This is a genomic window from Rhodococcus sp. BP-241 (assembly GCF_019836145.1).
Lineage (GTDB): Bacteria > Actinomycetota > Actinomycetes > Mycobacteriales > Mycobacteriaceae > Rhodococcoides.
On sequence record NZ_JABUEI010000002.1, the window covers coordinates 153993 to 180522 of the forward strand.

Below are 26530 nucleotides of genomic sequence, written 5' to 3' on the forward strand. Positions count from 1 at the left end.
TCACGAGGAGCACGACGATGACGGATGGCACTCCCGACGAGACCTCGAACGAGGACCGGTCGCGGGCGGAACGTCCGGGACGCGCGGGGGCACCCCGCCGCGAGCGTCCGACCAGGGAACGCCCGCGTCGCCGGCAGCGTCCTCGCGCGGCCACCCTGCCGCAGATCCTCGCGGCCGCCGTGGAGGCGAACGCCGACGGTGTGGCTCTCGTGTTCCGCGACGAGTCCGGCGCGACCACCGAGTGGACCTACCGCGAGCTCGACGCGGCGTCGTCGAAGCTGGCGCGCGAGCTGATCGCGCGCGGCATCGGCGCCGAGGACGTGGTGGCGCTGGCCGTCACGCGGTCCGCCGAGTCGATCCTGTCGATCTGGGCGGTCGCCAAGACCGGTGCGGCATACGTGCCGGTCGATCCGAAGTACCCCGCGGACCGCATCGAGTACATGCTCACCGATTCGGGGGCCACCCTCGGGATCACCACCACGGAGCACCGCGAGACCCTGCCGGAGGGAGTGGGCCCCAGCTGGCTCGTCCTGGGCGACGCTGACCTGGACGCCGCCGTCGACGCACGGTCCGCCGAGCCGGTCACCTACGCCGATCGCGTGCGGGTGCTCGGCCCCGCGAACACGGCCTACATGATCTACACGTCCGGATCGACGGGTCGACCCAAGGGCGTCGAGGTGACGCACGCCGGCCTCTCGAGCCTGGTCGCCGAGCAGCGTGAGCGCTTCGGTATCGACGCGTCCGCCCGCACCCTCGCCGTCGCGTCCCCGAGCTTCGACGCCTCGGTCTTCGAACTGCTCATGGCCGTGGGGTCCGGAGCGACGATGGTCGTCTCGCCGCCCGACGTCTTCGGCGGCGACGATCTGACGGCTCTGCTGCGCGAGCAGCGGGTGACCCATGCCGTCATCACCCCGTCCGTGCTGGCCTCGGTCACGCCGTCGGAGTTGCCCGACCTGCGGGTCGTGGTCACCGCCGGTGAGGCGTGCCCGCCGGAACTGGTGTCCCGCTTCGTGACCGACACCCGCCGCATGTTCAACGGCTTCGGTCCGACCGAGGCCACCATCATGACCAACTGCGCGGAGCTGTTCCCGGACGCGCCCGTCTCCATCGGCGGAGCGATCCGCGACTTCCGCACGCCCGTGCTCGACGGCCGCCTGCGCGACGTCCCGGCCGGCGTCGCCGGTGAGCTGTACGCGGCCGGCCCCGGTCTGGCCCGCGGGTATCACGGTCGGCCGTCGCTCACCGCGGAGCGTTTCGTCGCGGATCCCTTCGGTGAACCGGGTTCGCGCGTGTACCGCACCGGCGACCTCGCCCGCGTGCGCAGCGGCGGCGCGGTCGACTACCTGGGTCGCTCCGACTTCCAGGTGAAGGTCCGCGGGTTCCGCATCGAACTCGGCGAGATCGACGCCGCCCTGACGGCGCACCCGGACGTCCGCTTCGCCGCGGCGGCCGGTCATCAGCTGCCCGACGGCTCGACGGTGCTCGTGGCCTACGTGCAGCCCGAGCCGGGCCACGAGATCGACGTCGACGACGTCACGGCCTTCGTCGGCCGGAGCCTCACCGCGTACATGGTGCCGTCCGAGATCATCGTCATCGACGCCGTGCCCCTCACACCCGTCGGCAAGCTCGATCGCGCGGCGCTGCCGCAGCCGACCATCGGCACGTCGACGAAGGAGTACCGGGCTCCGGAGACCCGGACCGAGATCACGGTGTCCGAGGTGCTGGCGGACCTGTTGTCGGCCGAGCGCGTGGGTCTGGACGACACCTTCTTCGAACTCGGTGGCAACTCGCTGCTCGCGACCCAGGTGGTCGCCCGGATCAACCAGGCGGCGCAGTCCCGCATCGCGGTGCGGGACGTGTTCGAGGCGACCTCCGTCGCGGATCTCGCTGCGCGGGTGGATCTCTCGCTCGGTGCCCCGGAGCGGCCACCGCTCGTGCGTCGTGATCGCTCGGGTGACCTGCCGCTGTCCTACGCCCAGCAGCGGATGTGGCTCACCAACCAGTACGACGTGACGTCGCCCGCGTACAACCAGCCTGTCGTGCTGCGGATGACGGGTGCGCTGGATCTCGAGGCGCTCGGCCACGCGTTCGAGGATCTCATCACGCGGCACGAGACGCTGCGCACCGTCTACCCGCAGACCGACAGTGGTCCGGTGCAGCGCATCGAGCCCGCGTCGTCGGTGTCGGTGGTGCTCGATCCGGAGCGGATCGACGAGAGCTCGGTGTACGAGCGACTGACCCCGGTGGTGCTCGACGGCTTCGACGTGTCGTCCTCGGTGCCCTTCCGTGCCAAGCTGTTCCAGATCGCGGATCAGGACTACGTCCTCGCCGTGGTCATGCACCACATCGCCAGTGACGGTGGATCGCTCGCCCCGCTGGTGCGCGACCTCACCACGGCCTACGTGGCGCGCAGCGCCGGTGCGGCTCCCGAGCTGCCCGAGCTCGAGGTCCAGTACGCGGACTACGCGATGTGGCACCGTGAGCTCCTCGGCGACGAGAGCGACCCGGAGTCGTTGAGCGCCAAGCAGATCGACTTCTGGACGCGCGCCCTCGCCGGCACTCCCGAGGTCATCGAACTCCCCACCGACCGGCCGCGACCGGCGCAGCCGTCGTCCCGCGGTGCGACGGTGCCGTTCCGACTCGAGTCGGACGTCGTCGAGGGTCTGAACGACCTCGCGCGACGCACCAACTCGACGCTGTTCATGGTGGTGCACGCCGCCCTGGCCGTGCTGCTCTCGCGCATGGCCGCGACCGACGACGTGTCCGTCGGCACGCAGATCGCGGGCCGCGGCGAGGAGGCGCTCGATCCGCTCGTCGGCATGTTCGGCAACACGCTGGTCCTGCGATCGCATCTGGAGCCGGGGGAGTCGTTCGAGGACTTCCTGCTCCGCACCCGCACCGCGGACCTCGATGCACTGGGCAACTCGGACCTGCCGCTGGACCGGCTGGTCGAGATCCTGCGACCCCAGCGCTCGCTCGCCTACGCGCCGCTGTTCCAGGTACTGCTCATGCTGCAGAACTTCGAACGCACCGAGATCGAGCTGCCCGACGTCACCATCGGTCTCCTCGACTCGGACGTGCCGGTCGCGAAGCTCGACCTGACGCTGACGCTCATGGAGCAGGTGAACCCCGACGGGTCGCCCGGTCCCATCGACGGATCGCTGCTGTACGCCACGGATCTGTTCGACGAACCCACCGCACGCACCATCGCGGAACGCTACGTCGGCATCCTCGCCGCCGTCGTGGCCGATTCCTCCACCGCCGTCGGCGATCTCCCGCTGACCACCTCCGGCGAGCAGACGCAGCTCGCCGCGCTGCGCGGCATCGACGCTCCGCTGCCCGCCGAGACCCTCGTCGACGCGTTCCGCCGCGGCGCCGCACAGGATCCGAGTCGGACCGCGCTCGTGTACGAGGGGACCTCTCTCACGTATGCCGAGTTCTCCACGCGGGTGAACCGGTTGGCACGGCACCTCGTCGCACTGGGGGTCGGTCCCGACGCCCGCGTGGCCGTCGGCATGCGCCGCTCGCTCGAGATGATGATCGGGATCTACGCGGTGCTCGAGGCCGGTGGCGCCTACGTGCCGGTGGATCCGGACCACCCGCACGAGCGCACCGAGTACGTCCTGTCCAGCGCCGCACCCGTCGTCGTGCTGACCACCACGCGCGATCACCGGGACCTGCCCGAGCACCACAACGTGATCGACGTCGACACGGTCGATCTCGCCGACGTGTCCGCGGAGCCGCTGACGGACGCGGAGCGGACGGGCACGCTCGTGCCGTCCAACATCGCCTACATCATCTACACATCGGGCTCGACCGGCCGCCCCAAGGGCGTGGCGGTCTCGCACCGCTCCGTCCTGAACCAGATGCTCTGGATGCACGAGACGTACGACCTCACGGTCGGCGACACGATGCTGCAGAAGACGCCGGTGACGTTCGACGCGTCGGTGTGGGAACTCTTCCTGCCCTTGCAGCTCGGAGCCACCCTCGTCGTCGCGCGTCCGGACGGCCACCTCGACGTGCAGTACCTGCTCGACCAGGCGCGCTCGCACGGCATCGCGATCCTCGAATTCGTACCGTCCATGCTCGAGCTCTTCATGTCCGATGCCGGTCTGGCCCTGCCGGGATCGCTGCGCTACCTGTCGGTGGGCGGCGAGGCGTTGTCCGCCGATCTGGTGCGTCGGTTCGCGGCCTCGTCGGCCGCCGAGCTCGACAACACGTACGGCCCCACCGAGGCGACGGTCACGTCCACGCTGCACCGGACCACCGACGCCGACGTCCGTACCGTGCCCATCGGTCGCCCGATCCGTAACACCGGTGCGCGCGTGCTGGACTCGCGTCTGCACGACGTTCCGGTCGGTGTCCCGGGAGAGCTCTATCTCACGGGCGCGCAGCTGGCTCGTGGGTACTTCGGTCGGCCCGACCTCACCGCCGATCGCTTCGTCGCCGATCCCCGCACGACCGGTGAGCGGATGTACCGGACCGGCGACCTCGTCTCGGTCACCGCGTCCGGTGAGCTGGAGTTCCTCGGCCGCACCGACTTCCAGGTCAAGCTCCGTGGTCTGCGCATCGAGCTCGGCGAGATCGAGTCCGCTCTCACAGCGCACCCGGACGTGGCCCGCGCCGTGGCCATCGTGCACTCCGACGAGCGCACCGGCGAAGCTCTGGTGGCGTACATCGTGCCGGAGGCCGGGCGCGCACCGGAACTGGCGAGTGTCCTCGACCTGGTCGCCGAGCGCGTCCCCGCGTACATGGTGCCGTCACACCTGACGGTGCTCGACGAGATCCCGCTCAGCCCCAGCGGCAAGCTCGACCGCCGCGCTCTGCCCGAGCCCGTGGACGTGTCCGGACCGCGGGAGTACCGGGCTCCGGAGACGGTGTCCGAGAAGGTCGTCGCGGACGTCTTCTCCGCACTGCTCGACGCCCCGCGCGTCGGCATCGACGACTCGTTCTTCGAGCTCGGCGGCAACTCGCTGGTCGGCATGCGCGCCGTCGCGCGGGTCAACGAGGCGCTGTCCAGCTCCATCGGCGTCCGCGATCTGTTCGAGAAGCCCACGGTGACCGCGCTCGCCGCCCGGATCGACGCCGCGGCACACACAGGCCGTACCCGGCCCGTGCTGGCGCCGAGGGAGCGCCCGGAGCGAATTCCGCTGTCGCTCGCGCAGTCCCGCATGTGGTTCGTCAACCAGTTCGACACCGAGTCGGCGGCCTACAACATCCCGCTCGTCATCACGCTGCGCGGTGCGCTCGACGTGGGCGTGCTGCGCGCGGCCGTCGGCGACGTGCTCGAGCGCCACGAGTCTCTGCGTACTCTCTACCCGCAGGTGGACGGCACGCCGTACCAGGTGATCCTGCCCGCCGACCGGGTCGCCGGACAATTCGCCGTGACCGAGGTCGCCGCGGACGACGTGCAGGCGCGCGTCCTCGACATGGTGACCTCCGGTTTCGACGTCACCGCGGAGGTGCCGCTGCGCGGCGCACTGCTGCGGACGTCGGACACCGAGGCCGTGCTGGCGTTCGTCGTGCACCACGTCAGTGCCGACGGATTCTCGATGGGCCCGCTCGCCCGCGACGTCATGACCGCCTACGCGGCACGTCAGGCCGGCACGCCGGCGTGGTCCGAGAACGGCCCGCTGCGTCCGCTGACCGTGCAGTACGCCGACTTCTCCCTGTGGCAGCGCGAGATGCTGGGCTCCGAGTCCGACCCGGAATCGCTGGCGTCGCAGCAGGAGTCGTACTGGGTGACGCAGCTCGACGACCTGCCGGAGGTGCTCACGCTCCCGTCGGACCGCCCGCGTCCCGCGGTGTCCACCGGGGCCGGGTCCGCGGTCCACCACACGATCGATGCCGAGATCCACACTCGCGCGGCAGACTTCGCACGCGCCCACGACGCGAGCCTCTTCATGGTCGTGCACAGTGCGCTCGCCGTCGTACTCGCCCGACTGTCGAACACCACCGACATCGCCGTCGGTGCCCCCATCGCCGGTCGCGGCGAGGAAGCGCTCGACGACCTCGTCGGCATGTTCGTCAACACCCTCGTGCTGCGCACGCAGGTCTCCCCGCACGCCACGTTCACCGAGCTGCTCGCCGAGACGAAGACCGTGGACCTCGGCGCCTTCGGCAACGCGGACATCCCCTTCGAGCGGCTCGTCGAGGTCCTCGCTCCGGAGCGCTCGACATCGCACAACCCGCTCTTCCAGGTGGCGTTGGCGTTCCAGAACCTCGAGCGCACGACGTTCGAGCTCGGTGGCCTCGAGGTCGCCCGGTACGACGCCGGCATTCACTCCGCGAAGTTCGACCTGTCCATCGAGATCACCGAGACGGTGGAGGACGGCGGGCAGGCCGGAGGCCGGTCGGGTGACGTACAGGCCGCGGGCATGACGATGGAGGTGACGTTCTCGACCGACCTGTTCGATGCGGAGACCGTCACGCTGTTCTGCGAGCGCTTCGAGCGCGTGCTGGCCGCGGCGATCGAGACGCCCGACCGCGCCGTCGGCGACATTCCACTGCTCGACTCCGAGGAGGCGGCGTCGTTGGCACCCGTCACCGGGGACGACGCGGTGGCGGAGCGGACGCTCGGCGACCTCCTCGTCGATGCCGTCGAGAGCAACCCCGACGGCCCGGCGCTGGTCTTCGACTCCGCGGTCCTGTTCGACGGGACGTCAGTGTCCTACCGCGAACTCGGCGAGTTCTCGGCTCGACTCGCCCGCGTGCTCATCGACCGGGGCATCGGAGCCGGATCCGCCGTGGCGCTGTCCGTCCCGCGCTCCGCGGAGTCGGTCGCGTTGATGTGGGCGGTGACCCGTACGGGTGCGGCCTTCGTCCCGATCGACCCCAACTACCCGGCCGATCGCATCGAGCACATGGTGACCGACTCGGGCGTCCGTGTCGGCCTGACGCTCGGCGTGCACCGGGCGTCCCTGCCCGACGAGATCGACTGGCTCGTGGTCGATTCCGACGAGATCCGGGCACAGGTCTCGGCCGAATCGGCGGATCCGATCACCGACGCCGACCGCCGGACGGCCGTCACGCCGGCCGACCGCGCGTACATCATCTACACCTCCGGTTCCACCGGTCTGCCCAAGGGCGTCTCGGTGTCCCATCGTGGTCTCAACCAGCTCGGGGTCTCCCAGCGCGAGCAGTACCGCGTCGAGAGCGACTCGCGGGTCATGCACTTCGCGTCGCCGAGCTTCGATGCCTCACTGCTCGAGCTGCTGCTCGCGGTTCCCGCTGCCGCCGCGCTGGTCATCGTTCCCACCACCGTGTACGGCGGTGAGGAGCTGGCGCAGTTCCTGCGCCGTCACGCGGTGACGCACGCGTTCATCACCCCGGCCGCGCTGGCCTCGGTGGACCACTCGGGTCTCGAAGCGTTGCAGACCATCTCGGTCGGCGGCGAGGCGTACTCGCAGGACCTGGTCACCAGGTTCGCGCCGGGTCGCCGCATGCTCAACGTGTACGGACCGACCGAGACCACGATCGTCTCGCACATCGGCAAGCCGATGGTGCCGGGTGGCCCGATGCCGTTCGGTGGCCCGATCCGCGGCGGTCGCGCCATGGTTCTCGACGCTCGGCTCAACCCCGTCCCCGTCGGTGTTCCCGGCGACCTCTACACCGCGGGCCCCGGTGTGGCGCAGCACTATCACGAGCGTCGCGCACTGTCCTCCGAGCGGTTCGTCGCCGATCCGTACGGCGAGCCCGGTGCTCGCATGTACCGCACGGGCGACGTCGTGCGCTGGTGGCGCCGCCCCGAGACGGGTGACCTCGAACTCGAGTACGTGGGTCGTGGCGACTCGCAGATCAAGATCCGCGGGTTCCGCATCGAGCCCGGCGAGATCGACGCCGTCGTGTCCTCGCACCCCGAGGTGCAGTTCGCGCTGACCACTCCCTTCACCACCGCTGCCGGGTCCAAGGTGCTGGTCACCTACGTCACGCTGACCGCGGGATCGTTGCTGCGCGAGTCGGACGTCACCGAGTGGGCAGCGGAATCACTTCCCGCGCACATGGTCCCGTCCGCCGTGGTCGTCATGGACGAGGTGCCGCTCGGTGCCACGGGCAAGGTCGACCGACGGGCTCTGCCGACGCCCGAGTTCGGTACCGACACCGACACGTACCGCGAACCCGCCACCGAGACCGAACGCGCGCTGGCAGCGGTCTTCGCCGACGTGCTCGGCGTCGATCGGGTCGGCGCGGACGACGACTTCTTCGCCCTGGGCGGCGACTCCATCGTCTCCATCCAGTTGGTGTCGCGTGCTCGCGCTGCCGGACTCTCCCTCAGCCCGCGTGACGTCTTCGAGCGCCGCACGGTGGCAGCCCTGGCGGCCGTCGTGTCGTCGGGGGAGAACGCCGTGCGCATGCTGCCCGAACTGGAGGGTGGCGGCGTCGGATCGCGTCCGCTGACCCCGGTGGAGCACTTCATGACCCGCCGCGGCGGTGCCTACGAGCGCTTCTCGCAGAGCGTCGTACTGGACCTGCCGACAGGTATCGACGAGGCCGGTATCACCGCGACACTGCAGGCCGTGCTGGACCGTCACGACATGTTCCGCGCGCGCCTCACCGGGTCGCTCGACGACGGCTTCGAGATCGTCACCGCGGCACCGGGTTCGGTGGACGCCGCGTCGCTGCTCACCCGAGTCGACGTCGACGCCGACGTCACGGGCGACGACCTCGAGAAGGTGGCCCGCACGGCACTCGACTCGGCACTGGATCGCCTCTCGACGGCCGACGGTCGTCTCGTGCAGTTCGTCTGGCTGGACCGGGGGCCGTCGACCGGCGGCCACCTCGTCGTCGCCGGCCACCACCTCGCCGTCGACGGTGTCTCGTGGCGCATCATCGTGCCGGACCTGGTCACCGCGTGGTTCGGCGTGTCCTCCGGGACCGAGCCGACTCTGCAACCGGTGGGCACGTCGATGCGTACCTGGGCGCACGCGCTCGTGGACCAGGCGCCGTCCCGTCGCTCGGAACTGCCGTTCTGGAGTTCCGTCGTGCGGTCCGAGGACGTGTTGCTCGGCGACCGCGATCTCGACCCCGCCGTCGACGTGCAGGCCACGCTCGACAAGGTGCGCGTCACCGTCCCGGCGGACGTCACGACCGCCGTCGTCACCGCTCTGCCGCAGGTGTTCCGGGGCGGCGTGAACGACGGACTGTTGTCCGCACTGGCTCTGGCCGTGGCGAAGTGGCGCCGTGAGCGCGGCACCGAGACGTCGTCGCTGCTGCTGCGCCTCGAGGGCCACGGCCGCGAGGAGGACGTGCTCGGCGACGCCGGACTCGCGGATCTGTCGCGGACCGTCGGCTGGTTCACGTCGATCTTCCCCGTGCTGCTCGACCTCACCGACGTCGACCTCGACGACGCGTTCGCCGGTGGCGCCGCGGCCGGCCGAGCTGTCAAGGCCGTCAAGGAACAGCTGCTCGCGGTGCCCGATCGCGGTATGGGCTACGGCATGCTGCGCTACCTCGACGAGACGGGACGCTCGGTTCTCGCGCGATCCGTCGGCCAGATCAGCTTCAACTACCTGGGCCGCCTGTCCGCGGGCGAGCTGCCCGAGGGTGCGGAGGGTCTGGGCTTCCTCCCGTCGTCCGACATCACCACCCTCGCGGACGTGCCTCTCGATGCCGACATGCCGGCGATCGCCGTGCTCGACATCAACGCAGTCCTCGCGGACGAGCAGCTCGGTGCCACGTTCGCCTTCCCCCGCGGCATCCTGTCGTCGGAGGACGTGTCCGCGCTCGGCACCTACTGGGTCGAGGCGCTCACGGCGCTCGCTCAGCACGTCGGGAGCGGCGATGCCGGCGGCCTCACGCCGTCGGACGTACCGCTGGTACCGGTGTCGCAGAAGGACATCGAGGTCTTCGAGAACGAGATGTCCGATGCCGGGTCTCATCTCGAGGACGTCTGGTCCCTTGCTCCGCTGCAGGCGGGTCTGCTGTTCCACTCGTCGATGCAGCCGGCCGGCGCTCCCGACGTCTACGTCATGCAGGTCGTGATGGACCTGACCGGCGACGTCGACCGGGACCGGTTCGTCGCCGCGGCCGGTGCGCTGCTCGCGCGCTACGACGGGCTGCGGACCTCGTTCCGCACCACCGCGGACGGTCGTGCGGTGCAACTGGTTCCGAGTTCCGCCGAGGTTCCGTGGGTCGACGTCGACCTGCTCGGCCACGACGACATCGAGGGCGACCTGCGCGTCGAGCTCGAGACCGAGCGGGACCGCCGGTTCTCGATGGACAGCGCGCCGCTGGTGCGCTTCCGGATGATCCGCACCGCCGACGACGCGGTCACGCTGTCGTTCATGGCGCACCACATCGTCATCGACGGATGGTCGATGCCGCTGGTGCTCAAGGATCTCCTCACGCTGTACGCGCTGCGCGGAGATGCGTCGCTGCTTCCCGAGGTCCGGTCCTACCGTTCCTTCCTGGAGTGGCTGTCGGTCCGCGACCGCGCCGTCTCGGTCAAGGCGTGGACCACGGCTTTCGCCGGGGCGGAAGAGCCGACACTGTTGTCGGGCATCACCGATACGTCCGGGGTCTCGACCGACACGGGTCGGGTCGAGGTCGTCATGGACGAGAAGGTCACGTCCGAGCTGACCGATCTGGGGTCGCGTCTCGGTGTCACGCTCAGCACGATCGTGCAGGCGGCGTGGGGCCTCGTGCTCGCGCGCCAGCTGGGCCGCGACGACGTCGCGTTCGGTGGAACGGTCTCCGGTCGCCCCGCCGACCTCGAGGGCGTCGAGACCATGGTCGGCCTGTTCATCAACACGCTGCCCGTCCGCGTGCGCATCGACGAGTCCGACAGCATCGAGTCCTTCCTGCTCCGGTTGCAAGAGGAGCAGACGGCGTTGCTCGACCACCACTACCTGGGGCTGGCGGACATCACCACCGCTGTCGGCCCGGGCGCGGTGTTCGACTCGATCACCGTTCTCGAGTCCTACCCGGTGGACGAGGAGGGCCTGAAGGCCGCCGCGTCCATCGACGGCATGGCCGTCACCGGCGCTCAGGTGCTCGACGCGACGCACTACCCGATCAACGTGGTCACGTTCGCGGACACGCAGATCCGCATGACGCTGCGCTACCTGCGCGACCTGTTCTCCGACGAGTACGTGTCCGCACTGGGCAGTCGCCTGCAGGCCGTGTTCGCGGCGTTCGCCACGTCACCGGGTGCACCCGTCGGCCGCATCGAGACGCTGCTGGCCGACGAGCGCGCCGACCTGCTGTCGCGCCGCGGATCCGCCGACGTCGACGAGCGCACGCTCGTCCGAATCCTCGAGGACGCTGCGGATCACGCTCCCAGCAGACTCGCCGTCCGCCAGGGATCGGTGCAGTGGACGTACGAGGAGCTCGACGCTCGTGCCACGCGCCTCGCGCGCGTCCTCGTCGACACGGGTGTCGGACCGGACGTCGTGGTGGCCGTGGCGGTTCCGCGGTCGCCCGAGTTCGTGCTCTGCGTCTGGGCAGTCGCCAAGGCGGGCGGTTACGTGGTGCCCGTCGACCCGGCACACCCTGCCGAGCGCATCGACTACATGGTGCACGACTCGACGGCGGCGCTCGGCATCACGACGGTCGCCGATCGCCCCGCCGACGTCGACGGGCTGCGGTGGCTCGTCCTCGACGACGAACAGTTCGCGGCCGACGTCGACTCCCGCTCGCCCGAGCGCCTCACCGACGGTGAGCGTCTCGGCACCGTACGCATGAGCAACGCGGCGTACATGATCTACACGTCCGGATCGACCGGTCGCCCCAAGGGTGTCGTCGTCCCGCACACCGGTCTCGCCAATCTGGTGGCCGCACAGACGGACTCGCTGGGTATCGACCACGCGTCGATCGTCCTGGCCGTGGCGTCGACGAGCTTCGACGCGTCGATCTTCGAGATCCTGCTGGCCGCCGGCAATGCCGTGCCGCTGGCACCGGCGCCCGCCGGGTTCTACGGCGGACCCGATCTGGCGCGCTTCGTCACCGACGAGGGTGTCACCCACATGGTGATCACGCCGTCCGCGCTGGCGACCGTCGAGCCGGACGCGGTGCCGTCCGTGCGCGCCGTCATGCCCGTCGGCGAAGCTCTTCCGCCGGATCTGATGGCGGCGTGGGCGACGTCCGGCCGCACCGTCGTCAACGGGTACGGACCCGCCGAGACGACGATCATGATCAACGCGTCGGTGCCCCTCTCCGCAGGCGATCCGATCACGGTGGGCGGTCCCAGCAAGGGCACTCGCGAGTACGTGTTGGACGGCCGACTGCGGCCCGTGCCCGTCGGCGTTCCCGGTGAGCTCTACGCCGGAGGACCGGGTGTCGCGCGCGGCTACTTCGGCCGCCCGACGCTCACCTCCGAGCGCTTCGTCGCCGATCCGTACGGTCCCGCGGGGAGCCGTCTGTACCGCACCGGCGACGTGGTCCGCTGGACCGAGGCCGGCACCGTCGAGTACATCGGCCGCAGCGACTTCCAGGTCAAGATCCGGGGCCAGCGCATCGAGCTCGGCGAGATCGACGCCGCGCTCGCGGCGCACCCGGACGTGGACTTCGCCGTGACGGTCGGCCACCGATCCGTCGGTGGCGTCACCGATCTCGTGTCCTACGTCCTGCCGGCGGCGTCCCTGCTCGAGGCGGGCGCGACCCTGGACGTCGCGGCCGTGCACGCCTCCGTCAAGGAGAGCCTGCCCGCGCACATGGTGCCCGCGGTGATCATGCCGCTCACCTCCGTGCCGCTGAACCCGGTCGGCAAGCTCGACCGTGCCGCGCTGCCGGAGCCCACCCTGGTGCGGCAGCAGGCCGAGTACCGCGCCCCCGAGACGCCCGAGGATCAGGCCGTCGCCGAGGTGTTCGCCGATCTTCTCGGCGTGGAGCGGGTCGGTGTCGACGACAGCTTCTTCGATCTCGGCGGCAACTCGCTCGTGGCCACCCAGGCCGTCGCGCGTATCAACGCGGCACTGGACACCCACATCGGCGTGCGCGACATCTTCGACGCGTCGACCGTGGGCGAACTCGCGGCGCGCGCACTCTCGGGTGGAGTCGGTCGTCGCCCCGCGCTCGTCGCGGGCGAGCGGCCCGATCCGGTGCCGCTGTCGCTCGCACAGCGCCGCATGTGGTTCCTCAACCAGTTCGACACCAGCTCGCCCGCGTACAACATCCCGCTGGCGGTGCGCCTCACCGGCACGCTCGACGTCGCCGCGCTGGAGGAGGCCGTCCGCGACGTCCTCGCCCGGCACGAGACGCTGCGCACGGTGTACCCCGGGTCGGAAGAGGGTCCCTACCAGGTCATCCTGGGTGTGGACGACGTTCCCCTCGACCTGGCGCCACGTCCGGTCGAGACCGCCGGTGTGCCCGGCGCGTTGTTCGAGTTCATCGCGTCCGGGTTCGACGTCACGGCCGCCGTGCCCGTGCGCGGTCTGCTGCTCGAGGTCGTCGACCCGGCCGGCGACGCGGCGGAGTACGTGCTGTCCATCGTCGTGCACCACATCTCCGCGGACGGATTCTCGCTCGGCCCGCTGGCACGCGACGTCATGGTCGCCTACTCGGCGCGCGTCGCCGGAGCGATCCCGGAGTGGGCACCCCTGCCCGTGCAGTACGCCGACTACGCGCTGTGGCAGCGCGAGGTGCTGGGATCGGAGAGCGACCCGGAGTCGTTGACCGCCCAGCAGATCGCGTACTGGAAGCAGCAGCTCGCCGGTCTGGACGATCCGATCGAGCTGCCGACCGACAGGCCGCGCCCGGCGGTTCAGTCCATGCTCGGCCATTCGGTGCAGTTCGCGCTGACCCCCGAGCAGACGGCCGGACTGCGCGCCGTCGCCGCGTCGCGTCAGGGCACGCTGTTCATGGCCGTGCACGCGGCGTGGTCCGTGCTGCTCGGCGCCCTGTCGGGCTCGCGCGACATCGCCGTCGGAACCCCGATCGCCGGACGTGGCGAGCGCGAACTCGACGACATGGTCGGCATGTTCGTCAACACGCTGGCACTGCGTCTCGACGTCGACCCGGATGCGTCGTTCGCCGATCTGGTCGCGGCCGCCCGCTCGGTCGACCTGGCCGCGTTCGGTCACGCCGACGTGCCGTTCGAGCAGCTCGTCGAGGCCGTCGACCCGCGTCGGTCGACCGCGTACCACCCGATCTTCCAGGTGGGCTTCTCGTTCCAGAACCTCGCGCCGGTGACGTTCGAGCTCCCCGACCTCACCGTCGGGGACGTCGGGCTCGAGGCCGCGGTCTCGCAGTTCGATCTGCACCTCATCGTCAGTGAGGGAGCCGAGGACGGCTCGCTGCAGTCGGTGCTCACCTTCGCCGAGGCGCTGTTCGACCGTGCCACGGCCGAGTCGTTCACCGAGCGCTTCTCCCGCGTGGTCGACGCGCTGATCGCCCGTCCGGACGCACCGGTGCACACCGCGGACGTCCTGAGCGCGGACGAGCGTCGGTCGATCCTGTTGGACACCAACGACACTCGTGTCGCGGGTGCGCCCACCTCCGTCGCGCGAATGTTCGCCGATCGGGTCGCCGAGCGTCCCGACGTCGCGGCCCTGACCGAGGGTGACGTCTCACTCACGTACGGCGAGTTCGGCTCTCGCGTCGCACGGCTGGCGCGCAGGTTGCTCGCCGACGGCGTGCGTACCGGTGATCTCGTCGCCGTGGCGATGCCGCGGTCGACCGAGTCGATGGTCGCGATGTACGCGGTGGTCCAGGCCGGTGCGGCCTACCTGCCGATCGACCTCGACCACCCGGCCGAGCGGACGGAGTACGTGCTGGGTGATGCCCGGCCGTCGCTGATCCTGCTGGGCGGTCGAGCTCTGTCGGCGCCCTCGGACGTCCCGACGATCGACGTGCTCACGGCGGAGCTCTCGGACTTCTCCGACGCTCCCGTCACCGACGACGAGCGCAGCCGCCCGCTGTCGGCCGAGGACCCCGTGTACGTCATCTACACCTCGGGGTCGACCGGACGTCCCAAGGGCGTCGCGCTGCCGCATCGCGCTGTGGCGAACCAGCTCTGGTGGATCCAGAACGAGTTCGAACTCACGGCGGACGACGCGATGGTGCAGAAGACACCGTCCACGTTCGACCTGTCGGTGTGGGAGCTGTGGTGGCCGCTGACCGCGGGCGCCCGGTTGGTGATCGGCTCGCCCGAGGCGAACCGGGACCCCGCCGAACTCGCGCGACTGATGCGCGAGCAGAACGTCACCGTCGCCGACTTCGTGCCGTCGCTCCTCGGTGCGTTCGCCTCGGTGGCGACGGCCGAGGACGTCGCGTCACTGCGAGCGGTCCTGTGCATCGGCGAGGCGCTGCCGCGCGATGTGGTCACCGCGTTCGGCCGACTGTCCGACGCTCCGGTGGTGAACCTCTACGGACCGACGGAGGCTGCGGTCTCGGTCACCGTGCACCACATCGCGTCCGACGAGACGGGTCCGGTGTCCATCGGTGGACCCGAGGCGAACGTGCAGGTCTACGTTCTCGATTCGCGACTGCGGCCGGTACCCGTCGGTGTCGCGGGTGAGCTCTACCTCGCGGGCGATCAGCTGGCGCTCGGCTACTTCGGCAACACCACCCTGACGGCGGAGCGCTTCGTCGCCGATCCGTTCGGGTCCGGCAGGCTCTACCGCACCGGTGACGCGGTCCGCTGGGTCACCCGCGGTGACGCACGGGTGCTCGAGTTCGTCGCCCGCACCGACGACCAGGTCAAGGTGCGCGGTTTCCGTATCGAACTCGGCGAGGTCGAGGCCGCGCTGACCACCGCCGACGGTGTCGCCGCATCGGCCGCCACCGTCGCCCGTACCGCCGGCGGCGAGCTGCTGGTGGGCTACGTGGTGCCCGAGAAGGACGTCACCCTCGACGTCGACGCGGTGCGATCCGCTGCGGCCGAAGCGGTTCCGGGCTACATGGTTCCCGCGCGCATCGTGGTGATCGAGGAGTTGCCGCTGAGCGTCAACGGCAAGCTCGACCGTCGCCGATTGCCCTCGATCGATCTGGACGTGGCGCGGGAGTACCGCGCGCCGTCCACCCCGGTCGAGGAGATCGTCGCCGCCGCGTACGCCGCGGTGCTCGGTGTCGAGCGAGTCGGCATGGACGACAACTTCTTCGAGCTCGGTGGCAACTCGCTGTCGGCGACGCAGGTGGTGGCGCGGGTCAACGCCCGGCTGAACACCCGCATCGGCATCCGTGAGATGTTCGAGTCGGCCGACGTCGCGACGTTCGCGGCGCGCGCCGAGTCGGCGTCGACGTCGGACACCCGTGCACCGCTGGTGCCCGTCGAACGTCCTGCTCACGTGCCACTCTCGCTCGCGCAGTCGCGCATGTGGTTCCTCAACCAGTTCGACACGTCGTCGCCCGCCTACAACGTGCCGCTGGCCATCCGCCTCGAGGGTCGCCTCGATCTCGACGCACTGACGCTCGCCGTCCGGGACGTCCTCGACCGCCACGAGTCGCTGCGCACGGTCTACCCGCAGACTCCGGACGGCCCGACCCAGGTGGTTCTCCCCACTCGCGACGTGCCGCTCGACCTCGCGGTCGAGGACGTCACCGAGGAGAACATCGCCGCACGGTTGTTCACCTTCGTCTCCGGCGGCTTCGACGTCACCGCGGAGGTGCCCGTCCGCGGACTCCTGCTGCAGGTGACGGACGCGGCGGGAGACGCCCCCGCGCACGTGCTCGGCATCGTGATCCACCACGTGTCGTCGGACGGCTTCTCGCAGGGCCCGTTGGCCCGTGACGTCATGGTGGCCTACACCGCCCGCGTCCGCGGCGAGGCTCCCGGCTGGACGCCGCTCCCGGTGCAGTACGCCGACTTCGCGCTGTGGCAGCGGACCGCCCTGGGATCGCTGGACGACGACACCTCCGTCGTCTCGCGGCAGGTCGCGTACTGGCGGACCCGTCTCGCCGGCCTCGGCGACGCGCTGCCGCTGCCCACCGACCGCCCCCGCCCCGCGGTGCAGTCGTTGCAGGGCAAGTCGATCCGCTTCGAGATCTCCGCGGACACCACCGCCGCGCTCACCCGCATCGCGCAGGAGCGCCGCGCGACGCTGTTCATGGCGATGCACGCCGCCTGGTCCGTCACCCTGTCCGCACTCAGCGGCAGTCGCGACATCGCCGTCGGCACCCCGATCGCCGGTCGCGGCGAGCCGGAGCTCGACGACATGGTCGGCATGTTCGTGAACACGCTGGCACTCCGCGTCGACGTGGACCCGGACCTCACGTTCGGCGCCCTCGTGGACGCGGTTCGCGAGTCCGATCTCGCGGCCTTCGGCAACGCCGACGTGCCCTTCGAGCAGCTGGTCGAGGCACTGAACCCCGTGCGCTCCACGGCGTACCACCCGTTGTTCCAGGTGGGCTTCTCGTTCCAGAACCTCTCGCCCGTCCGGTTCGAACTCCCCGACCTCACGGTCTCCGACGCGGGCTTCGACTTCGACGTGTCGCAGTTCGACCTGCACCTCATCGTCAGCGAGGACGCCGCCGCAGGACAGATCGCGATGCTCACCTTCGCCACGTCGCTCTTCGACGAGTCCACGGCACAGGTCTTCGTCGACCGCTTCCTGCGCGTGCTCGACGCCGTCACCGCGCGGCCCGAGGACCGCATCGCCGCCGTGGACGTCCTGTCGCCCGAGGAGCGCCGCGACATCCTCGTCACGCGCAACGACACCGCGGTGGCCGGCGTGCCCGAGCTCCTCACGGACATGTTCGCCGCGCGCGTCGCGGCGGCGCCCGACACCACGGCACTGACATATCTCGACGACTCGATCACCTACGGTGAGTTCTCCGAGAGGGTGTCCCGTCTCGCCCGGTTCCTCATCGGTGAGGGCGTGCGGACCGGTGACCTCGTCGCCGTCGCGATCCCGCGCTCGATCGACGCGATGGTCGCGATGTACGGCGTCGTCGCGGCGGGTGCCGGCTATCTGCCGATCGACCTCGACCACCCTGCCGAACGCACCGAATACGTCCTCGACAGCGCGTCCCCGTCGGTCGTCGTCATCGCGGGCACCCCGCTGTCCGTCGAGACCACGATCCCGACGGTGGATCTGGCGACCGTCGACGTGTCGCTCTTCGACGGCTCGCCCATCACCGACATCGATCGCAGTCGGCCCCTGTTGCCGCAGGACCGCGCCTACGTCATCTACACGTCGGGATCGACAGGTCGTCCCAAGGGCGTGGCCCTTCCGCATCGCGCCGTCGCCAATCAGATGACGTGGATCCAGAACGAGTACCGGCTCACGGCGACCGACGCGATGGTGCAGAAGACGCCCGCGACGTTCGACCTGTCCGTGTGGGAACTGTGGTGGCCGCTGACCGCCGGCGCGCGTCTCGTGCTGGCGTCGCCCGAGGGGAACCGCGACCCGTCGTACCTCGCTCGTCTGATGCGCGAGGAACGCGTCACCGTCGCCGACTTCGTGCCGTCGTTGCTCGGTGCGTTCTGCGCCGTCGCGTCGCGGGAGGACCTCGTGTCCCTGCGCGCCGTCCTGTGCATCGGCGAGGCGCTCCCGCGTGACGTCGTCCGGGCGTTCGAGGCACTGTCCGACGCGCCGCTCGACAACCTCTACGGACCGACCGAGGCCGCCGTCTCCGTGACCGCCCACCGCACGGTGCGCGGCGCGACCGGAGCCGTGCCCATCGGTACACCCGAGGCGAACGTGCGCGTCTACGTTCTCGACGACCGGCTGCGTCCGGTCCCGGCCGGCGTCGGGGGAGAGCTCTATCTCGGCGGCGTCCAGCTCGCACTCGGCTACGTCGGTCGCCCGGATCTGACGAGCGACCGCTTCGTGGCGGATCCGTTCGGCGAGAACGGGTCTCGGCTCTACCGCACCGGTGACGCCGTGCGATGGAACGCCGACGGCGCACTGGTGTTCCTCGATCGCACGGACACCCAGGTCAAGATCCGCGGGTTCCGCATCGAGCTCGGCGAGATCGAGAGCGTGCTCGTGTCCCACGAGTCGGTGGCCGCGGCCGCCACCGCCGTGTCCTCGGGACGCGGTGGAGACACCCTCGTCGGCTACGTCGTCGCCCGTCCGGACACGACCGTGGACGTCGACGCCGTACGGGCCGCGGCAGCGGAACAGCTGCCGTCCTACATGGTTCCGCAGCGCGTCGTCGTGATCGACGAACTGCCGTTGAGCGTCAACGGCAAGCTCGACCGACGTCGTCTGCCGCAGGTCGGCGTGGACACCGCCTCGACCTACCGCGCGCCGTCGACGCCGGTGGAGGAAGTGGTGGCGGGAGCCATCGCCTCGGTGCTCGGCGTGCCGCGCGTCGGCGTGGACGACAACTTCTTCGAGCTCGGCGGCAACTCGCTGTCGGCGACGCAGGTGATCGCCCGCGTCAACGCCGCACTGAACGCCCGCGTCGGGATCCGGGAGATCTTCGAGGCGCCCACCGCGGCCGGTCTCGCCCTGCGCGCCGAGCGTGCGGTGGAGTACGGCACCCGCGTACCGCTCGCTCCCCGCGAGCGCCCGGACGAGATCCCGCTGTCGCTCGCTCAGCAGCGCATGTGGTTCCTCAACCGGTTCGACGCGTCGTCTGCGGCCTACAACATCCCGCTCGCCATCAAGCTCACCGGCGATCTCGACGTCGCGGCACTCGAGCAGGCGGTCGTGGACGTCGTCGGGCGGCACGAGGTGTTGCGCACGGTCTACCCCGAGGGCGAGAACGGCCCGCACCAGGTGGTACTGCCGATCGACCGCACGGGGCTGTCGCTCACGGTCGACGACGTCGACGAGGCGGACGTCCGCGCACGCCTCTACGGCTTCGTGACTCGCGGGTTCGACGTCACCACCGAGGTGCCCGTGCGAGCGGCGATCTACCGGACCGGACCGTCGGAGCAGATCCTGGCGTTCGTCATCCACCACGTGTCGTCGGACGGGTTCTCGCTCGGGCCCCTCGCCCGCGACGTCATGGTGGCGTACTCGTCCCGCATCGCCGGCAACGCTCCGGTGTGGGCGCCGCTTCCGGTGCAGTACGCGGACTACACCCTGTGGCAGCTCGAGGTGCTGGGAGACGAGTCGGATCCCGAGTCCGTGCTCGCCCGGCAGGTCGAGTTCTGGCGTACCGCACTGGCGGGCATCGAGGGACCGATCGAGCTGCCGTTCGATCGCCCGCGCCCGGAGATCCAGGCCATGGAGGGCGAGTCGGTGCGCTTCACCATCTCCGCCGACCGTGCGTCCGCTCTGAACCGTGTCGCCGCGGCGTCGCGTTCGACGCTGTTCATGGCGATGCACGCCGCGTTCGCGGTGACCTTGTCGAAGCTGTCGGGATCGCGCGACATCGTGGTCGGCACCCCCATCGCCGGCCGCGGCGAGCAGGAGCTCGACCAGATGATCGGCCAGTTCGCGAACACGCTGGGCCTGCGGCTCGACGTCGACCCCGACAGCACGTTCGCCGATCTCGTCGAGCAGGCGCGCGGCCGCGATCTCGCGGCATTCGGCAACGCCGACGTCCCGTTCGAGCGTCTCGTCGAGGCGATCAACCCCGAGCGGTCGACGGCGTACCACCCGCTGTTCCAGGTCGGCTTCTCGTTCCAGAACCTCGAGCAGATCTCGCTGACCCTGCCCGGTCTCGAGATCTCCGACCTCGGCGTCGAGACCGGCGCGGCGCAGTTCGATCTGCAGTTGCTCGTGGGTGCGGAGGAAGGTGGCGACGGTGTGACCAGCGCGCTCGACTGCGCGTTGACGTTCTCGACGGCGCTCTTCGATCGCAGTACCGCAGATCAGCTCGTGGAGCGGCTGCTGCGCGTTCTCGACACGGTGACGGACGATCCGACGGTGCCGGTGCGCGCCGTCGACGTCCTGTCCGACGCCGAACAGCGCACGCTGATCGACTCGGTCAACGCCACCGACCGCGACGGTGCGCCGTCGCTGCTCTCCGCGATGTTCACGTCGCAGGTCGCGGCCACCCCGGACGCGGTCGCCGTCACGTTCGAGGGCGAGTCCCTGACGTACGCCGAACTCGGCGCCCGTGTCGCTCGCTCCGCTCGCCACCTGATGGCGTCGGGAGTGGGCACCGGCGATCTCGTCGCCGTCGCGGTTCCGCGGTCGCTCGACTCGATCGTCGCGCTGTACGCCGTCGTGCAGACCGGCGCCGCGTACCTGCCGATCGATCCGGATCACCCGGCGGACCGCACCGAGTACGTGCTCGCGGACGCCGGGCCGTCACTCGTGATCACCGGACCCGACGGGCTCGCCGTGTCGAGCGACCTCGTGCAGATCGATCTGTCCTCGGTCGACCTCTCGACGTACCCGTCCGATCCGGTCACCGATGCCGAACGCAGCCGCACACTCCTACCAGGTGACATCGCGTACGTCATCTACACCTCCGGGTCGACCGGCAGGCCGAAGGGCGTGGCCCTGCCGCACTGTGCCGTCGCGAACCAGATCTGGTGGATGCAGTCGGAGTTCGCCCTCACGGTCGACGACGCGATGGTGCAGAAGACGCCCTCGACCTTCGATCTCTCGGTCTGGGAACTATGGTGGCCCCTCACCACGGGCGCCCGGCTCGTCGTGGCGAACGCCGAGGGCAACCGCGATCCGGTGTATCTCGCGCGCCTCATGCGCGACGAGCGCGTCACGGTGGCCGACTTCGTGCCGTCACTGCTCGGTGCGTTCACGGCCGTCGCGACCCGCGACGACGTCGCCGCGCTGCGTGCCGTCGTCTGCATCGGCGAGGCGCTGCCGCGCGACGTGGTCACCGCGTTCGCGCGCCTGTCCGACGCGCCCGTGATCAACCTGTACGGGCCGACCGAGGCCGCGGTCTCGGCGACCGCCCACCGCATCACGGCGGCCGAGTCGGGTGTCGTGCCCATCGGCGCACCCGAGGCGAACGTGCGTGTGTACGTGCTCGACGACCGGTTGCGACCGGTGCCGCAGGGCGTCATGGGAGAGCTCTACCTGTCCGGCGTACAGCTCGCCCGCGGCTACCACCGTCGGCCGGGTCTGACGTCGGAGCGCTTCGTCGCCCACCCGTTCGGCGAGGGCCGCCTGTACCGGACCGGCGACGCCGTGCGCTGGAGCGCCGGCGCCGACGGGCCCGAACTCGAGTTCGTGGCGCGGACCGACGACCAGGTGAAGGTGCGTGGTTTCCGCATCGAGCTCGGCGAGGTCGAGTCCGCCCTCACGTCGGCCGACGGTGTGTCCGCAGCCGCGGCCGCGGTCAAGCGCATCGCCGGCGGCGACGTCCTCATCGGCTACGCCGTGCCCGAGGCCGGCAGCACGGTCGACGTCGACGCCGTCCGGGAGACCATGCGAGGGCTGGTCCCCGCGTACATGGTTCCGGCGCGGATCGTCGTCATCGACGAGCTGCCGCTCAGCGTCAACGGCAAGCTCGATCGCCGACTGCTCCCCGCGGTCGACGCGTCGGTCACCCGTGAGTACCGCGCACCCTCCACTCCCGTCGAGGAAGCGGTCGCGGACGCGTTCGCCTCCGTCCTCGGGGTTCAGCGTGTCGGCGTCGACGACAACTTCTTCGAACTCGGCGGCAACTCGCTGTCGGCCACGCGGGTCATCGCGCGGATCAACGCGCGCCTCGGAACCTCCGTCGGCATTCGCGAGATGTTCGAGACCGCGGATGTCGCCGGGTTCGCCGCGAGGGTGGAATCGGCGACGTCCGACACCCGCGCGCCGCTGGTCGCCAGGGAACGGCCGGACCGCATCCCGCTGTCGCTCGCGCAGCAGCGCATGTGGTTCCTGAACCAGTTCGACACCGTCTCGCCCGCCTACAACGTGCCGCTGGCCGTGCGACTCACCGGGCCGCTCGACGTCGACGCGCTCGTGCGTGCGGTGCAGGACGTCGTCGCCCGGCACGAGAGCCTGCGCACGTACTACCCGCAGGACGAACTCGGACCGTTCCAGAAGATCGTTCCGGCGGCCGAGCTCACCCTCGACTTCGAACGGGACTCCGTGGCCGAGGACCGCGTGCGGGGGCGACTGGTGTCGTTCGTCGCCCGCGGGTTCGACGTCACCGTGGGGGTGCCGGTGCGCGGTCTCCTGCTCGAGACCGGCGCGGACAGCCACGTGCTGATGATCGTCATGCACCACATCTCGGCAGACGGTTTCTCCGTCGCTCCGCTCGCACGTGACGTGATGATCGCGTACGGATCCCGGTCCGAGGGCAACGCACCCGTGTGGAGTCCGCTCGAGGTGCAGTACGCGGACTACACGTTGTGGCAGCGCGACGTTCTCGGAGCCGTGGACGATCCGGATTCCGTTCTCGCCGAACAGCTCTCGTACTGGAAGGAGTCGATGGCCGGGCTGGACGGGCCCATCGAACTGCCCTTCGACCGACCTCGTCCCGAGGTCCAGTCCATGAGCGGACACGAGATCGGGTTCTTCGTCCCGGCGCGCGTCATGGACGCGTTGCAGGAGGTGTGCCGAGGATCGCGGGCGACGCTGTTCATGGGTGTGCACGCGGCCTTCTCGGTGGTGCTCTCCAAGCTCGGCAACACCCGCGACGTCGTCGTCGGCACCCCGATCGCCGGTCGCGGCGACGAGGCGCTCGATCACCTCGTCGGCATGTTCGTGAACACGCTCGCGCTGCGACTGGACGTCGATCCCGACCTGTCGTTCGTCGATCTGGTGCGCAGTGCGTCGGCGGTCGATCTCGGCGCCTTCGCCAACGCGGACGTGCCGTTCGAGAACGTGGTCGAGGCGGTGGACCCGGAACGGTCGACCGCCTTCAACCCGCTCTTCCAGGTGGGCTTCTCGTTCCAGAACCTCGCACCGGTACAGGCGACGCTCTCCGGCCTGGAGGTCGCGGCGCTCGAACCGGGCTCCGAGATCTCGCAGTACGACCTGCATCTGGTCGTCGCCGAGGGACACGAGAACTCCGAGTACGGACGCGGTCTGGAGATGGCGTTCACCTACGCGACGTCGCTCTTCGACGAGGCGACCGTGCAGAGCTTCGCCGATCGTCTGCTGCGCGTGCTCGAGTCGGTCGCCTTCGCACCCGACACTCGGGTCCGCGACATCGAGATCATGAGCGACGACGAGCGGTCCGTCGTGGTGGTCGAGCGCAACCGCACCGAGATGGCGGGAGTGCCGCCGACGGTCACCGAGATGCTCGATCGTCAGTTCTCGGCGTCACCGGACGACACCGCGATCGTGGCGGGCGACGTCTCGCTCACGTACCGCGAGTTCGACGAGCGGGTACAGGCGCTCGCCCGCTATCTGATCGCCCACTCCGTCGGACCGGGAGACCTCGTGGCGGTCGCGATTCCGCGATCGTTCGACATGATGATCGCCCTGCACGCGATCGTGCGGTCCGGGGCGGCGTACCTGCCGATCGACCTCGAGCATCCGCCGGAGCGCACCAGGTACGTGTTGGCGAACGCGCGTCCGCGCGGCGTCCTGACGGTCTCCCCGGTGGTCCTGGATCTGGACGAGACGGGATGCTCACGCGTCGACGTGGACACGTTGGATCTGGACGAGTTCGCCCTCGGACCGATCCGCGAGGAGGAGCGCACCAGGCCCATCACGGGCGACGACCTGATGTACGTCATCTACACGTCGGGATCGACGGGCAAGCCGAAGGGCGTCGCGGTGGGTCATTCCGCCGTCGCGAACCAGCTGGCCTGGATGACGCGGGAGTACTCGCTGTCCACGGCGGACGCGGTGATCCAGAAGACGCCGGTCACGTTCGACGTGTCCGTGTGGGAGCTGTGGTGGCCGCTGACCGCGGGCGCCACGGTGGTGCTGGCCAAGCCGGGCGGGCAGAGCGATTCGCTCTACATCGCGGATCTGATCCGCACGCGGAACGTCACCGTCGCGGTGTTCGTGCCGTCCCCGTTCGTCGCCTTCCTCACGGTGGCCGAGGCCGCCGACGTGGCGTCGGTGCGTGCCGTGCTCTGCGCCGGCGAGGCGCTGCCGAGAGACAGTGTCGACGCGTTCGGCCGGATCAGCGACGCGCAGGTGGACAACCTCTACGGCCCGACCGAGGCCGCCGTCACCGTCACCCGTTTCTCGGGCGCGTACACCGGTACCTCGTCGTCGATCCCCATCGGGCGTCCGGCCGCGAACACCAGCGTCTACGTGCTCGACGGTGCCCTGCGTCCGGTCCCGGACGGTGTCGTGGGCGAGCTGTACCTGGCCGGCGACCAGCTGGCATGGGGATACTTCGGCCGGACCGAACTCACCGCGGACCGATTCGTTGCCAACCCCTTCGAGCCCGGCCGGATGTACCGCACGGGTGACGCCGTCCGGTGGACCACAGCCGGCGACATCGAGTACATCGGCCGTACCGACGATCAGGTGAAGGTCCGCGGCTTCCGCATCGAGCTCGGCGAGGTCGAGAAGGTTCTCGCCTCGTTCGACGGCGTGACCGTGGCCGCGGCCGCGGTCAAGCGCTTCGGCGGCAGCCCCGCCCTGATCGGCTACGTCGTCCCACAGGAGGGCTCGACGGTCGATCTCGCCGCGCTCGAGGAGTTCGCGGGAACCAGACTGCCGTCGTACATGGTGCCGAGCCGGATCGTCGTCATCGACGCCATCCCACTCGGAGCCAGCGGCAAGATGGATCGCAAGTCGCTGCCCAGCCCCGAGATGGCGGCCCAGCGGGAGTACCGGGCGCCCTCCACCCCGATCGAGGCCGCGTTCGCCGAGGCCTTCGCGTCGGTACTGGGCGTCGACCGGGTCGGCGTGGACGACAACTTCTTCGAGCTCGGCGGCAACTCGCTGAGTGCGACCAAGTTGCTGAGTACTGCCAGGGCGTCCGAGGCCATCGAACGCGACGTTCCGTTGCAGTGGATCTTCACCTCGCCCACGCCGGCGACGCTCGCGGCGAAGGTCGAGGCGGGATCGGTCGGGGACGACAAGGACGCGCTCGGCGTGCTCCTGCCCATCCGCACCACGGGCAGCCAGGCGCCGCTGTTCTGCTTCCATCCGATCGTCGGGTTGGCGTGGAGCTTCACCGGTCTGGCGTCGCGATTGAGCCCGGAGATCCCGATCTACGGCATCCAGACGCCGGCCCTGTCCGGGGACGACACCCTGGAGGAGTCGATCACAGCGGTCGCCGAGCGCTACCTGGCGGAGATCCGCACCGTGCAGTCGGAGGGCCCGTACCGGTTACTCGGGTGGTCGTTCGGTGGCACCGTCGCCCAGACGGTGGCGAGCATGCTGCGCGAGGCAGGGGAGACCGTCGAGCTGGTGGCGATCCTCGATTCCCGTGGCGGTCCTGCACCGACCGAGGCGAGCGGCGAGGAGACCTCACTGTCTCTGGCCGAGCTCCTCGGCGCTCTGGGCGTGAGCACCGAGGGCGTCCCGGACGTGCCCCTCGGCAGCTTCGAGGAGGCCGCTCGCATGATCGCGTCCGCACCGGCTGTCGCGGATGTCCTCGACGAACGCACGGTCGAGCTGATGCTGCGGGGTGCTGCGCACAACGGTGTGCTCATGGAACAGCACGAGTCGCCCTACTTCGACGGGACGCTGCTGTTCTTCGCGGCTGCGGCGGACGATCCGACCGGCCGCGTGTTCGCCGACAGCTGGATCCCCTACGCCGATGTCGTCGACGCGTACTCGGTGCCCGTGACGCACTGGTCGATGACCACCGACGCCGCGTGGGACGTCATCGTCCCGGTGATCCGCCGGGCCATCGGGGGCTGACGACG

Annotated in this window: 1 protein-coding gene; it reads left to right on the top strand. The window is 70.1% G+C overall.

Going from position 1 to position 26530, the window contains the following annotated elements:
• Window positions 1–17: 17 nt before the first annotated feature.
• Window positions 18–26525 (top strand): non-ribosomal peptide synthase/polyketide synthase, encoded by a 26508-nt coding sequence (locus tag HQ308_RS04210; RefSeq protein ID WP_222645514.1) that lies wholly within the window; start codon window positions 18–20, stop codon window positions 26523–26525.
• Window positions 26526–26530 lie beyond the last annotated feature (5 nt).

Coding starts and splice junctions, on each gene's coding strand:
- HQ308_RS04210 (WP_222645514.1), top strand. CDS start 18: ATGACGGATGGCACTCCCGACGAGACCTCGAACGAGGACCGGTCGCGG.